The following is a 15,141-nucleotide window of genomic DNA, read 5'->3' as shown; positions in this document are numbered from 1 at the left end:
TTCAGTTTTCAAAGTTCATTTTAATCTTTCGATTTTCTCTTTTGTTTCTTGCCCTCTCTCAAGGACAAGTATTATATTACCACCTAATTAATAAAAGGTCAACACTTTTTTTATATTTTTTTATTTTTTTCTCAATAAATCAAATATTATGTTGAAATTTCAATACACTAATTCAAACAAAAAAGTCCTATTTTTTGTATTTTATTATATAGATAGGACTTTTAATTTTATTAATTTTTGTATTTTATCTAATCATTAGTAATTTTATTTTTCTAATATTTTTTCATATGCCACTCTCTCTGCTCCATCTTCTAATAAAATTACTCCACAATATTTAAATCCATTTTTTTCTAACATACTTCTCATAACAAAATTATCATCATGTGTATCTATTTTTATACTATAAAATCCTTTTTCTTTACATTTTTCTTCAGAAAATTTTATTATTTTATAAGAAATACCTCTTCCTTTATAGCCATCACCTACTGCAACTCTATGAACAACAGCATACTTATCATTACTAATCCATTTTCCATCATAAATTTTATTATATGTTTTTTCACCTCTGAACGAAATTGCAGCTGTTGCTATGATTTTACCATCTTCTATAAGAACATAACTTTCATCATTTTCAATATCGCCTTTTAAACTATCTTCATTAGGATATCCATCTTGCCATTGATCAATATTTTTACTCTTAAAGTATGATTGTGCTTGCTTTATTATACCCATAATACTAGGTATATCTTTTATTGTCGATTTTCTAAAATCCATAAATTCCTCCAAAACATCCATAATTTATTATATCTAGATTATATCAAAATTAATCCTCTTGTTTACTATTATTTTTTACTTTATAGTTATCAATATATTTACTTTATAAATTTTATCTTCTTTAATTATTTTGTATAAGGCTTATTTTTTATAAGAGTGTTTTTATTTTATACATTATTTTTATTTATTTTTATAAAATTTTTAAATAAATTAAAATTTTGTATATATTGAATTAAGTAGTGTATATATAAAATCAGATTAATTTTATACATACAAATATTCACAAAAAAAGAACTGACAAATTGTCAGTCCTTTTTATTTATGTTATTTTTATAAATTATGCATTTTTACCACAGCATTTTTTATATTTTTTTCCACTTCCACAAGGACATGGATCATTTCTTCCTACTTTATTTTCTTTAACTATTGTTTTACTTTTTTTGTATTTTTTAAGAAGTTCTTTTCTTGTTTCAGCAGAAAGAATGCCTTCCCATTCAGGTAATGTATAAAGCCATTCAGCTTCAACAGCACACATATTGTAGTATAATTTTTCCCAATCTATTTTTATTGAAACTTCACCATCAGCTTCTATAGAATCTAGTTCTATGTCTTCTTTTAAACTTTCGCTTATTCCATCTATGAATCCCATGAAATACTCTGGAGATGTTTCGTATTTAGCAGCTAAATCTTCAACTTTTTCTTCTATAGTTTCAGTTTTTTCTTCTAATACTTTTCTGTATATTTCTCTTTCTACATTTAAATACTCTTTCCAGAATTCTATTTCAGCGTCCTGGCTTTCGTGAGTTTCGCTAACTTTTTTCCATGCATCGTATAAACTCATTTTTATTCCTCCTAAATTGTTCTCATATAAAAAATATTTAATTTAAATATACTATATTATATCATAAGTAAACAGTTCTTTTAATACTTTTATAGCTTTATCTTGTTCAATAAAATATGGACTCGTTGCAATAGTTATTAATTTTGCTCCTTTTATAAGCTCTTGAATTCTATTAAATCTATCTAAGAAAGGGATATAATCCATATCTTTAGAAAAAATATCCAAATCTATATCTAAAACATATTCGCCTTCTACCTTTTCTTTTAAACTATATGTACTGTCCATTATTATAAGATTTGAGAAAATACCATATTTCATTGCAGGTTTTATAAAACTACCCACATTTAGTACTTCATTTGTATATCTAAAAATATCATCTATATCATCTATATTTACATCATAATTAGATGGCTCTCTAGTATCCTTGTGCTGATCGACATGGACAAGAGTACATCCTTTCTTGAACAGTCCCTCTTTTAGACTTTTCAACCAAAAATAGAAAGCATGGTTATGATTATCAAAAATATAAACTCTTTTTCCGTCTTCTGTATTCATCTCAACCATTTTTTCTATTCCATATGCTTTTATTTCTCTATCTTCATCTATTTCATTAAAAACTATTTCTTTTCCCTCTTTTATATCATTTAAATCTCCAGTTATAAGTTTGGGAACAAAAATCTTTTTATTTTTTCTATCTTCATAGGAAAATATATTATTTCCTACAGGTTTATCTATAAAAAATCCACAATATCTTTCCATAGTGTATCAGCCTTTCTGATTTATTTAACGAAAATATTCCATGGATATTCTTTTGGTGGTTCACAAGTAAATTCCATTTTTTCCTTAGTTATCGGGTGTACTATTTCTATTTTGTAAGACCAAAGTGCTATTTGCTGACCAACTTTACTATTTTTACCGTATCTTTGATCCCCATAAAGAGGATTATTCCTAGATGCAAACTGTACTCTTATCTGATGAGGTCTACCAGTTTTTAAATCAATTTGTACTAAACTCATATTATCTTTAAAGTCTAATGCTTTATAACTTAGCTCTGCATATTTAGAATCTTTATGTTTTTCAGTAACTACACTTACCATATTTGTTTTTTTATTTTTATAAAGATAGTCTTTTAAAGTATCTTCTTGTTTTTTTATTTTTCCATTTATAACCGCTCTATAAGTTTTTTTGAATGTTTTGTTTCTAACTTGTTCTGAAAGTCTAGATGCAGCCTTAGAAGTTTTTGCAAATACCATAGCTCCACCAACTGGTCTGTCTAGTCTATGAACTAAACCTAAATATACATTTCCTGGTTTATTATATTTTTCTTTAATATATGATTTTAGAAGATTTACCATATCTTTATCATTTGTGTTATCACCTTGAGAAAGTATATTAACTGGTTTTTCAACTACTAAAAGATGATTATCTTCATATAAAACATTTATTTTAGTATTCAAAACTTATCTCTCCCATCTACCAAATATACCACAAGGAAGTATTTTACCATCTCTAGATGCTGGTATACCGACTTCTCCTCCGTATATTTTTCCACCTTTTACTTTTTTCCCAATAGTAGTAGAAAGTACATTTTCAAGTACTATTGGAGAAAATCCTGTTGTGTAAGAGTTTATTAAGAAAAATAGTGGATCATCTGATAATACACCCATACAAAGATTTACAAAGTCAAATAATTTATCTTCTATTTTCCACACTTCTCCTTTTGGCCCTCTTCCATATGATGGTGGGTCCATTATTATAGCATCGTATTTTCTTCCTCTTCTTATTTCTCTTTCAACAAATTTAACAACATCGTCTACAATGAATCTCACTGTTTGATTTTGTAATCCAGATAAAGCTATATTGTCTTTTGCCCAATTCACCATACCTTTTGCTGCATCTACATGACAAACTTCAGCTCCTGCTGATGCACAAGCCACTGTTGCTCCACCTGTGTATGCAAATAAATTTAAAACTTTTATAGGTCTTTTAGCATTTTTTATTTTACCTATCATCCAATCCCAGTTTGCTGCTTGTTCTGGGAATAATCCAGTATGCTTAAATCCAGTTGGTCTTATATTAAATTTTAAATTTTTATAATTTATAGTCCAATTTTCTGGATACTTCTTTTTCTGTTCCCAAGAACCTCCACCTCTATTACTTCTATGATAATGTCCATGTGGATTTTTCCATAATGACCATTCTTTTTCCATAGGCCAAACTACTTGTGGATCTGGTCTTCTTAAAACTATATCTCCCCATCTTTCTAATTTTTCTCCGTTACCCATATCTATAAGCTCATAGTCTTTCCAATTATCTGCTAATATTAACATATTCTCCTCCGTATCTATTTAAATTTAACTTATTAATTATAACATATTGCTATATTCATTTGTACTACTTAACTTACACTTCTTTGGAAGTTAATCTTTTTTAAATTATCATAATAAAAATAGCAGTCAATTCAAAAGAATCGACTGCCAAATTTATTTAATTTATAAATAATCTTATAAAATCATTATATTTCTGATATATTGTAAACTTTTAGAGTATCTTTATCTATATGCTGTTTTTTAACATCTACTAAAGCTTTTAATGTATCTAAAGATGTCATAACTTCTGTTGAGAATTCTATAGCTGTTCTTCTTATTTTAAATCCATCTCTATTAGAATCATTTCCTTTAGTAGGAGTATTTATAACCATATCTACCTGTTTATTTCTTATAGCATCAAGTATATTTGGTCTAGATTCTTCAACTCTATTTACTGTTTCAACTTCTATTCCATTTTCTCTTAATACTTTAGCTGTTCCTTCTGTAGCCATGAAAGTATATCCTAAATCTTTCATATCTTTTGCTATTTCTATAAATTCTGCTTTATCATGATTGTTTATAGTAGCTAATACACAACCTCTTTCATCTGCTATTCCTTTACCAGATGCAAGGAATCCTTTATATAAAGCTTCTTCTAAGTTTGCACCAACACCTAAAACTTCTCCTGTTGATTTCATTTCAGGCCCAAGAGAAACTTCAACCTGTGCAAGTTTAGCCATTGAGAATACTGGTACTTTAACAGATACTACATCTGGAGTTTTATATACACCTGTTCCATATCCTAAGTCTTTTAACTTAGCACCTAACATACATTTTGTAGCAAGGTCAACTATTGGCACACCTGATACTTTTGATATGTATGGTACTGTTCTACTTGCTCTAGGGTTAACTTCTATTATATATAATTCATTTTGGAATTCTATAAATTGTATATTAACCATACCTATTACATTTAAGTCTATAGCTATTTTTTTAGTGTAATCTAATATTTTTTCTTTTATTTTTTCTGATATATTCTGACTTGGATACATTGTTATACTATCTCCAGAGTGAACCCCAGCTCTTTCAAGGTGTTCCATTATACCTGGTATTAATATATCTTCTTTGTCACATATAGCATCAACTTCTATTTCTCTACCTGTTAGGTATTTGTCTATAAGAACTGGATTTTTGCTATCTCTTTCAAATGCTGCTTCTAAGTATTGAACTAGTCTTGCTTCATCATAAGTTATTTCCATTCCTTGTCCACCAAGTACATATGATGGTCTAACAAGTACTGGGAATCCTAAGCTGTGAGCTACTTCTAAGCCTTCTTCTACTGTCCAAACACCTCTACCTTTTGGTCTATTTATATCTAATCTTTCTAATAATTCATCGAATTTTTCTCTATCTTCAGCTGCGTCTATATCTTCAAAATCTGTACCTAGTATTGGTATATTTTTTTCATGAAGGAATTTAGCTAGTTTTATAGCAGTCTGTCCACCAAATTGAAGTATAACTCCATCTGGATTTTCTTTTTCTATTATGTTAAGAACTTCTTCTTCTGTTAGTGGTTCAAAGTATAATTTATCTGATGTATCAAAGTCTGTTGATACTGTTTCAGGGTTGTTATTTATTATTATTGTTTCTATTCCCTGTTTTCTTAGAGATTTAACACAGTGAACTGAACAATAGTCAAACTCTATACCTTGTCCTATTCTTATTGGACCAGATCCTAAAACTATAACTTTTTTCTTATCACTTACTGTTGCTTCATCATATTCTTCATAAGTTGAGTAGTAGTATGGTGATAATGCATCAACTTCTCCTGCACAAGTATCAACCATTTTATATGATGGTTTTATATTATAAAGCATTCTTAATTCATATAACTGTTCTGGATTTATCTTCATTAAATCAGATATACCTTTATCAGAGAATCCTTTTTTCTTTAATTCAAGAAGATAGTCTTTTGTAAGGTCTTCTATTTTCATTCCTTTTAATTTTTCTTCTTGTTCAACTATCCATTTGAATCTATCTAAGAACCATTTATCCATTTTTGTTATCTGTTCTATCATTTCAACTTTATAGCCTCTTCTTATCATTTCAGCTATATCGAATAATCTTTCATCATCTGGAACAACTACTCTTGCTTTTAATTCTTCAAGAGATCTCTGTTCTGATGGAGCATGTACTAATGAGTATTTTCCTATTTCAAGAGATCTTATCCCTTTAAGTATAGCGGCTTCAAAGTTGCTTCCTATACTCATTATTTCTCCTGTAGCCATCATTTTTGTTCCTAATCTTTTATCTGCTTTTTTAAATTTGTCAAATGGCCATTTTGGTATTTTTGCAACAACATAATCTACACTTGGTTCGAAACAAGCTTTAGTTTTCTTAGTTACTGCATTTTCTATTTCATCTAGAGTGTATCCTAAAGCTATTTTTGCAGATACTTTTGCTATTGGATAACCAGTAGCTTTTGATGCTAAAGCTGATGATCTAGAAACCCTTGGGTTTATTTCTATAACTGCATATTCAAAGCTATTTGGATTTAATGCGAACTGAACATTACAACCACCTTGAACTTCTACTGCATTTAATATATCTAAAGATGCTTTTTTAAGCATTGCACATTCTTTTGCACTTAAAGTCTGAGTTGGAGCAACAACTATACTATCTCCTGTATGAACACCAACAGGGTCAACATTTTCCATATTACATATTACTATGCTATTTCCAATGCTATCTCTCATTACTTCATATTCTATTTCTTTCCAACCTTTTATACTTTTTTCTAAAAGTACCTGACTAACTGGGCTTAACTGAAGTCCATGAACTAAAATTTCTTTTAATTCTTCTTCATTTTCAGCTATACCACCACCAGTTCCTCCTAGTGTATATGCTGGTCTAACTACTAATGGATAACCTATTTTGCTTGCATAAGCTAAACCATCTTCAAGAGTAGTTACTATATCACTTTCTATAACTGGCTGATTTATTTCTTTCATTACTTCTCTGAATATATCTCTATCTTCACCTTTTTTGATAGATTCAACAGAAGTTCCTATTACTTTTACTCCATATTTATCTAATATTCCACTTTCGTAAAGTTCAACAGCTAGGTTAAGTCCTGTCTGTCCACCCATTCCCGCTAATAAACTATCTGGTCTTTCTTTTTCTATTATTTTTTCTATAAATTCTAAAGTAAGTGGTTCTATATATATTTTGTCTGCTATTTCTTTATCTGTCATTATTGTTGCAGGGTTAGAGTTTATTAATACAACTTCTATCCCTTCTTCTTTTAACGCCTGACAAGCCTGTGTTCCTGAATAGTCAAATTCTGCAGCCTGTCCGATTATTATAGGTCCTGAACCAAGTACTAATGTTTTCTTTATACTATCTATTTTAGGCATAATATCTCTCTCCTTTAATCCGTTTAATTTTTTTCTTTTTTATTTTTATAATGCAAGAAATTTACCGTATACGCATTCTTTATCGTCTGTTGAAGTGAATACTGGTATAAATTGTACACTCATTATAGGAAGTTCTTTATGTTTTAATCCTTCTATAGATCCATCATTCAGACTTGTGTAAGTTATTTCTGTATTTTCAGGCATTGTCACTATATTAAATCCATGGTGCTGAGTTGTTATTAATACTCTTCCTGTTTCTATATTTTTAACTGGAACACTAGCTCCTCTATGTCCAAATGGTAATTTACCTATTTCTCCACCTAAAGCTAAAGCTATTACTTGATGGCCTAAACCTATACCTGTAAGAGGTTTTTCTCCAACTATTTTTTTAACTTCTTCTACTACATAATCTAAATCTTCTGGATTTCCTGGTCCATTAGATAATAATACTACATCTGGATTTACGCTAAGTATTTTTTCAGCTGGTGTAGTTGCTGGGAATATTGTTATATCACAAGCATATCCTTTTAATGCTTCTACTACACTATTTTTAACGCCTAAATCAAGTAATGCAACTCTTCTTCCTGTTCCTTCTATTTTTTTAACTTCTTTACAAGTTACATCTTTTACAGCATTTTTATTACAATATGAATTGAATTTTTCTTTTAAATCTTCTTCATCTTTGTTTTCATAAGCTATAACAGCTTTCATAGTTCCTTTTGCTGTTATCATTTTTGTAAGTGCTCTAGTATCTATTCCTTCAACACCTACTATTTTATTTTGTTTCATGTATGTATCTAAGTCCATTTCACATCTGAAGTTATTTGGGCTATCACATTTATTTCTAACTATAAGTGCTTTTGCGTGCACTCCATTTGATTCAACATCCTCTAAATTTATTCCATAGTTTCCTACTAGTGGATAAGTCATTACTATAAACTGTCCTCTATAAGTTGGGTCAGTAAGAAGTTCTTCATATCCTGCCATAGAAGTATTAAATACTACTTCTCCTACAGTTTCTTTTTCGTATCCAAAAGCCTTTCCTTCGAACACTGTTCCGTCTTCTAATATTAATTTACATTTCATATCGTATTACCCCCTACGCGTTTTCTATTTCTCTTACTATACTTTCAGCTGCTTCTTTAGGATTTTCAGCCTGTGTAATAGGTCTTCCTACTACTATATATTTAGCTCCTTTTCTTATTGCATCTGAAGGAGTTACTACTCTTTTTTGATCCCCAACTGCTGCTGATGCAGGTCTTATTCCTGGGCAAACTGTTACAAAATCATCTCCACATATTTCAACTATTTTATCAACTTCTTTAGCTGAACAAACAATACCGTCTATTCCAGCTTTTTGAGCAAGTTTAGCTCTTTTTATAACTAATTCTTCTGCAGTCATATTGCATCCGATATCTTGAAGGTCTTCATTACTTAATGAAGTAAGTACTGTTACACCTACTATTATAGGTTTTTCTATATTAAGTCTTGCAGCCTCTTCTTTAGCTATTTCTGCACATTGTCTCATACCTTCCATATCAGAAACATGTATAGTCATTAGCCAAACATTATCTCTAACTGCTGCTTTTACTGCACTCTTCATAGTATTTGGTATATCGTGGAATTTTAAATCTAAGAAAACTTTTTTACCTTTTTCTTTAAGGTAATCAAGAGTTTTACCTCTTGTTGCAACATATTGTTCTAGACCTACCTTAAATATGTCTACACTATCTTCTAATTTATCTATAAGTTCCTTTGCTTTTTCAAAATTGTCAGTATCAATTGCAACTATTAGTTTTTCTTTTCCATTAATCATATTTTTTCTCCTCTTCATTAATTTTAACAAAGCCTCGTATACACAAAAAATCCTTACACCACAAAAAGAGGCATAAGGATTTTATCTTTCCATAACAAAAAAACGCTATGAGATATCTTTCCCAGTCTCTCTGGACTAGCTTAAAAGACTTTATCATAAATATTTTTATTTTTAAATTCTAGTTAAATTTTTTAGTATTTATATCATTATAACCATTTAACACTTTATATGTCAATAACTTAATTTTCTTATTTTTTATTATTCCTTTATAAAATATTATCATCTTCTTCTATATCATCTGCTATATAGTTTCTAGGCTCTGCTGTTATAAAATATTCTCTACCACCAATTCTATTTCTTAAATTAAGGTCTTTATATACAACTGTCATTCCTTTTTCTCTACAAGCTAAATCAAAATGTTTTAGTGCTATTCCCATGCTAATTTTGCTCATATCTCTAAGAACTGCTTTTTTAGGAATTTTTTCAAAAAAATGAATTCCTTTTTTATCTCTAAGAACATACCACGGTTGAGTATTTTTTACAGATGGAGCACGTCTTACTAACTGCATAACATCTTCCCAATCTCCATTCATACCTTTTGATATTTTAGAAATATCTTTTCTATCTGGTATTGCAAATCTTGTTCTGAATAATGGCTCTGATTTTATAGGCATACCAAAAGCTATTATTATACATGGTTCTCCTATACTTTCATCTAAATCTGCATCTTTCATCATTTCAGCAACTTCAAATCCCTCATCTCTTACAAAATCTCTTTCTTCTTCTTCTGTCTTTAAACAGTCTAAAATATCTGCTTTTGTAAGATGAGAATCTATCCAACATGTAGCTATTCCTAAACTTGTCATAAATAAAACTACTTCTTCCATAGCATATCCAATATTTTGAAGATAATCTTTACCATTATCTGATGTCACAACTATATAATGTGGTGCTTTTATTTTACATTCTTTTCCCATCAAGAAATGTATAAGATGTCCTTTATCTATTACATGTGCTTGAATATTTAAATCTTCATTTATGTAAGTTATATTACTGCACGCTCTTTTTACATCTTCTATCAAATGATCTTTTAATTTTTTGTTTGAAAAAAATTCTGTTGTTTTTCTATAATAAATGGCTTCACATAATTCCATATTAAATCCTCCTGAAAAATCAAAAAAAATAATTAGTTTATCATAATAACATTATAATTATTTTTATTAAATTTGTATATAGAACTATTCAGAATAAAGTATTTATATACCACTTAATATTTTATAGTGATATAATTAAATAAATAAAACTTATTTATTGGAGGTATAAAGTAATGAACTTTGAAAAAACTTTAGATAAATACGCTGAATTATCTATAAAAGTAGGTATGAATATTCAACCAGGAGAAACTCTTCTTGTTCGTTCACCTATAGATTGTGCTGATTTTGTTAGAAAAGCAGTTAAATATGCTTATGAAAGTGGTGCAAAACATGTATATGTTGAGTGGAGTGATGATGAGTGTACAAAACTTACTTATAATTTAGCTCCAGATGAATCATTTAATGAATATCCTTCTTGGCAGTCTGATAAATATACTCAGATAGCAAAAGAAGGTGGATCTTTCTTAACAGTAGTTGCACAAGATCCTGATCTTTTAAAAGGTGTTGATCCTGAAAGAATAGCTAATTTCCAAAAAGCTTCTGGAAAAGCTCTTAAAGAATGGAGATCTTATACATTAACAGATAAAAGTAAATGGAGTATAGTTGCTTGTCCTTCTTTAAATTGGGCAAAAAAAGTATTTCCTAATGTTTCTGAAGATGAGGCTGTTGAAAAATTATGGGAATCTATATTTAAATGCACTAGAGCTGATTTAGATTCTCCAGTAGATGCTTGGAAAGAGCATATAGCAAATCTTAAAACAAGAACTGATTTTTTAAATGAATCAGATTTTAAAACATTAAAATATTCTTCTGCAAAAACAAATCTTTCAATAGATTTACCAGAAGGTCATATATGGCATAGTGGAGAAGCAAAAGATCCTAATGGTATAGGATTTACTCCTAATATTCCTACTGAGGAAATATATGGTATGCCACATAAATTCGGTGTAAACGGTACAGTTGCTAGTACTAAACCACTTGTTTTTGGTGGTAATATAATAGATAACTTCACTATAACATTTGAAAATGGTAGAATAGTAGATTTTACTGCTGAAAAGGGATATGAAACTCTTAAAAATTTAGTAGAAACTGATGAAGGTTCTCATTATATAGGTGAAGTTGCTTTAGTTCCTTTCGATTCTCCAATATCAAATACAAATACTATATTCTACACTACTTTATTTGACGAAAATGCATCTTGTCATTTAGCAATTGGTTCAGCTTATAGATCTTGTATAAAAAATGGAAATGATTTAAAAGATGAAGATTTAGATAAAGTTGGTGTTAATGACAGTTTAACTCATGTAGACTTTATGGTTGGTTCTTCTGATATGAATATTACAGGAATAACAAAAGATAATAAAGAAATTGCTATCTTTAGAAATGGTAACTGGGCTTTTTAATTTCTAATTAAAAATAATCCACAAATATTGTTGAAATATAATAAAAAGTTATCCACTTATCTACAAGTTTATAGATAACTTTAGTGAATAAATAAAAAACACTGTATGGTTTCGCTACTCCATACAGTGTTTTTTATTGTTGACGATAAATTGATAAATATTTCCATTTAAATCACAAAATCTACTCGCTACTTTAGATTATTGAGACTTTTCCTTGGTTAATATTATATACAAAATATACATCTTAGTATACACTAAATCCAAAGATTTTTAAACAGTTTTTTTAATTTTATAATATAATTTTTGCTATCTCTATTGCTGACTTAGCATCTTTAGCATAAAAATCTGCTCCTATTTCATGTGCATAATCCTCTGTTAATACAGCTCCTCCAACAAAAATTTTAATATTAGGTATCCTTTTTTTCAGTGAAAAAATAGTCTTTTCCATACTTTTTACAGTAGTTGTCATCAATGCACTTAAACCTACTAATTTTATATTTTTTTCTACTGCTTTTTCAACAACTTTATCCACAGATACATCTCTTCCAAGGTCTATAACATTGTAACCATAGTTTTCTAGCATTATCTTAACTATATTCTTTCCTATATCATGAATATCCCCCTCAACTGTAGCTAATATTATATCTCCTTTTGAAACTCTCTTTTTTTCAGTATTTAATGATAAATTTTCTTTAATAACTTCTACTGACGATTTAACAGCTTCTGCTGATTGTATCATCTGTGGCAAAAATATTTCTCCTAATTCAAATTTTTTTCCTACTTCATCTAATGCTGGAATTAAAATCTCATCTAAAATATAATTTTCATCATAATTTTTTAGCATTTCTTTAGTTTTATTTTTAGCATCTTCTTTTACACCTTTTACAACAATTTCAAAAAGTGAACTTTCTAAATCTTTTTCACCACTTTTTATTTCTTTTTTATCATCTAAATTACTATAATTTTCTATAAATTTTGTGCATCCTTTATCTATATTTTTTATAACCTTGTATGACAACATTGCTCCCATCATAATTTCATTATTTGGATTTATAATAGCTAGATCAAGTCCCGCATCTAATGCCAAAGTTAAAAATGCTGAATTTAGTGCCTGTCTGTTTGGAAGACCAAATGATATATTAGATACCCCTAGTGTAGTTTTAACACCTAATTTTTTTACTTCTCTCATAGCTTTTAATGTTTCGTATGCTTCTTCTTGTTGTGCTGAAACTGTTAAAGTTAAACAATCTATATAAATATCTTCTTTTCTAATTCCAATTTTTTCTGCTCTTTTTATAATTTTTTTAGCTATTCTTACTCTATCTTCTGATTTTTTAGGTATTCCATTTTCGTCAAGAGTAAGACAAACAACACAAGCTCCATATTTTTTTACTAATGGAAGAACAGTATTTAAAGATTCCTCTTTACCATTTGCAGAATTTACTATTGCTCTTCCATTACAATATCTAAGCCCTGCTTCTAAAGTTTCTAAATTCGATGAATCTATTTGTAATGGAGTATCTATAATCGCTTGTATTTCTTTTATAATCTCTATCATAGATTTTTTTTCATTAATACCAGCTACTCCAACATTTACTTCTAAAATATCAGCTCCACTATTCGTCTGTTCTATAGCTAATTTAATAGCATAATCTTTTTTACCAATCATCAACTCATCTTTTAAAATTTTTATTCCTGTTGGATTTATTCTTTCTCCAACTACTTTAGGTTCATCGATTTTTACAACTTTATATGGAGAACATACAGCACTTATATATCTATTTTTTATTCTTCTAATATCTGTATTACTTATATTATCTGAAATTAACTTTATGTACTCTGGATCTGTTCCACAACATCCACCTATTATACTAACTCCACATTCCATAAATTTTTTAACACCCTTTAAATATTCTTGTGGTGAAATATTATAAATAGCTTTTCCATTTTTAATTTCAGGAAGTCCTGCATTTGCTTTTACCATAATCGGTAATTGTGATATACTGCATATTTTTTTTACGATTGGTAATAGTTGTATTGGTCCTAAAGAACAGTTTACACCGATTGCATCTACTCCCAACCCTTCAATAGTATATACCATACTTTCAGGCAAACATCCTGTAAAGCTTCTTCCATCTTCATCAAATGTCATAGTTGCAAAAATTGGTAAATTAGAATTTTCTTTTGCTGCTAGTACAGCAGCTTTCATTTCATATAAATCCATCATAGTTTCTATGACTATTGCATCTACTCCTGATTTTACACCCCGAATTACTTCTCTTTTAAATATTTCATACGCTCTATCAAAGCTAAGAGTTCCTATTGGCTCTACCATTTCTCCTATAGGCCCTATATCAAGTGCTATAAATTTTTCTTTATCTGATTTTGATTCTTTTATAGCTTCTCTTGCTGTGCTAACAGCTTTTTCTATAACTTTTTCGACTGTATAACCATTTGGAAGTTTTAATTCATTACATCCAAAAGTACAAGTGAGAATTATATTTGAACCAGCATCCAAATATTTTTTATGTATATCTTTTAATATATCTGGATTTTCAAATGCAAAAATTTCAGGATTCTCTCCCATTTTAAGACCATTTCTTTGGAGCATTGTTCCCATAGCACCATCAAATATTAAAACTCTATTACTTTTTAAATACTCTCTAATTTTCAAATTAAACCTCCAGCTATTTATCAAAATCAGTATTTTTAATATCTTTTTTATATCTACAATTATTATAATTATTGCAAATATAACAACTTTTCTTAGGATTTTTTAATATATTTTTATTTTCATAACTATATACACCTATAACTGCATTTACAGATTTTCTAGGTATCATAATTCCTTTATTATTTAATGTTATTCCTATTCTTTGAGACTCCAGAATATTCAGAATTTCTTTCCCATAATCAATGGATAAATCGCCATATCCTGGACTATATCTCATAGTTAAATTTTTATTTATACTTTCTTTTTTTATGAGTTCTTCTATATAATCACATATTTTTTCTACAAATGTAGTTGCAACTGCGTCCATAATCAGACTATTTGACAAGTCTACATACTCTTCTTTTCTTATTTCTTTATCAACCCTACATCCTATCGTCACTGCCATTAAAATACATGATTTGCAATCTTTTAATAATTTTTTAATATCATTACTTTCTATTATTAAATTTGTTCCTTCAATCTTTATTTTATTATCTATATATTTAATTGGATAAATTCCATAAATTGCTTTAGGAGTTATTATCGATTTTACCTTTTCAATAGATTCATCTAATCTTTTTAAAAAACTGCTATCTATTTCTTGATTTTTATATTGGAGATATCTAAGAACTTCATCTTTTTCTATAGATATCTCCTCTTTTTTTATACTATTTATTATGCTCATTTATTTTTAGATTTTTTAATTTATAATCTA

At 28.5% G+C, this 15,141-nt stretch carries 12 protein-coding genes; 1 reads left to right on the top strand and 11 read right to left on the bottom strand.

What is annotated here, in order from left to right; genetic code table 11:
- Positions 1–264 precede the first annotated feature (264 nt).
- The 9 genes from Q1J78_RS08495 to Q1J78_RS08455 all read right to left on the bottom strand — a co-directional run bounded on the left by Q1J78_RS08495 (position 265) and on the right by Q1J78_RS08455 (position 10,310).
- Positions 265–774, bottom strand: coding sequence for a GNAT family N-acetyltransferase (locus Q1J78_RS08495; protein ID WP_300278831.1), 510 nt, complete (start codon positions 772–774; stop codon positions 265–267).
- 337 nt (positions 775–1,111) lie between these two features.
- Positions 1,112–1,615 carry an SEC-C metal-binding domain-containing protein gene (locus Q1J78_RS08490; RefSeq protein ID WP_300278828.1) on the bottom strand — a complete coding sequence of 168 codons (504 nt, stop codon included), beginning with the start codon at positions 1,613–1,615 and terminating at the stop codon, positions 1,112–1,114.
- A 51-nt stretch (positions 1,616–1,666) separates the two neighbouring features.
- A complete protein-coding gene (locus Q1J78_RS08485; protein WP_300278825.1) occupies positions 1,667–2,374 on the bottom strand; it encodes a peptide arginase family protein in 708 nt (235 codons plus the stop codon).
- Positions 2,375–2,394: 20 nt separating this feature from the next.
- Positions 2,395–3,072, bottom strand: coding sequence for an RluA family pseudouridine synthase (locus Q1J78_RS08480; protein ID WP_300278822.1), 678 nt, complete (start codon positions 3,070–3,072; stop codon positions 2,395–2,397).
- Positions 3,073–3,075: 3 nt separating this feature from the next.
- Positions 3,076–3,945 carry a class I SAM-dependent methyltransferase gene (locus Q1J78_RS08475; RefSeq protein WP_300278819.1) on the bottom strand — a complete coding sequence of 290 codons (870 nt, stop codon included), beginning with the start codon at positions 3,943–3,945 and terminating at the stop codon, positions 3,076–3,078.
- 185 nt (positions 3,946–4,130) lie between these two features.
- A complete protein-coding gene (gene carB / locus Q1J78_RS08470; protein WP_300278816.1) occupies positions 4,131–7,340 on the bottom strand; it encodes a carbamoyl-phosphate synthase large subunit in 3,210 nt (1,069 codons plus the stop codon).
- Positions 7,341–7,385: 45 nt separating this feature from the next.
- The gene (locus tag Q1J78_RS08465; protein ID WP_300278813.1) at positions 7,386–8,426 is read right to left on the bottom strand and encodes a carbamoyl phosphate synthase small subunit; all 1,041 of its coding nucleotides are present in this window, start codon (positions 8,424–8,426) and stop codon (positions 7,386–7,388) included.
- A 13-nt stretch (positions 8,427–8,439) separates the two neighbouring features.
- Positions 8,440–9,156 carry an orotidine-5'-phosphate decarboxylase gene (gene pyrF / locus Q1J78_RS08460; protein ID WP_300278810.1) on the bottom strand — a complete coding sequence of 239 codons (717 nt, stop codon included), beginning with the start codon at positions 9,154–9,156 and terminating at the stop codon, positions 8,440–8,442.
- 266 nt (positions 9,157–9,422) lie between these two features.
- Positions 9,423–10,310 (bottom strand): nitroreductase family protein, encoded by an 888-nt coding sequence (locus Q1J78_RS08455; protein WP_300278807.1) that lies wholly within the window; start codon positions 10,308–10,310, stop codon positions 9,423–9,425.
- 173 nt (positions 10,311–10,483) lie between these two features.
- Here Q1J78_RS08455 and Q1J78_RS08450 point away from each other — a divergent pair, with 173 nt between their 5' ends.
- Positions 10,484–11,713: an aminopeptidase gene (locus tag Q1J78_RS08450; RefSeq protein ID WP_300278804.1), complete on the top strand. Its 1,230-nt coding sequence runs from the start codon at positions 10,484–10,486 to the stop codon at positions 11,711–11,713.
- A gap of 289 nt (positions 11,714–12,002) precedes the next feature.
- On the opposite strand, the gene Q1J78_RS08445 is transcribed toward Q1J78_RS08450, so the two are convergent.
- The gene (locus Q1J78_RS08445) at positions 12,003–14,387 is read right to left on the bottom strand and encodes a homocysteine S-methyltransferase family protein (RefSeq protein WP_300278801.1); all 2,385 of its coding nucleotides are present in this window, start codon (positions 14,385–14,387) and stop codon (positions 12,003–12,005) included.
- Between the two features lie 13 nt (positions 14,388–14,400).
- A complete protein-coding gene (locus Q1J78_RS08440) occupies positions 14,401–15,111 on the bottom strand; it encodes a vitamin B12 dependent-methionine synthase activation domain-containing protein (protein ID WP_300278798.1) in 711 nt (236 codons plus the stop codon).
- Positions 15,112–15,141: the final 30 nt, after the last annotated feature.

Source organism: Peptacetobacter sp., assembly GCF_029264495.1.
Classification (GTDB): domain Bacteria; phylum Bacillota; class Clostridia; order Peptostreptococcales; family Peptostreptococcaceae; genus Peptacetobacter.
The sequence above is the reverse complement of the archived record's forward strand: the minus strand, read 5'-3'. Positions and strand labels throughout refer to the sequence as shown.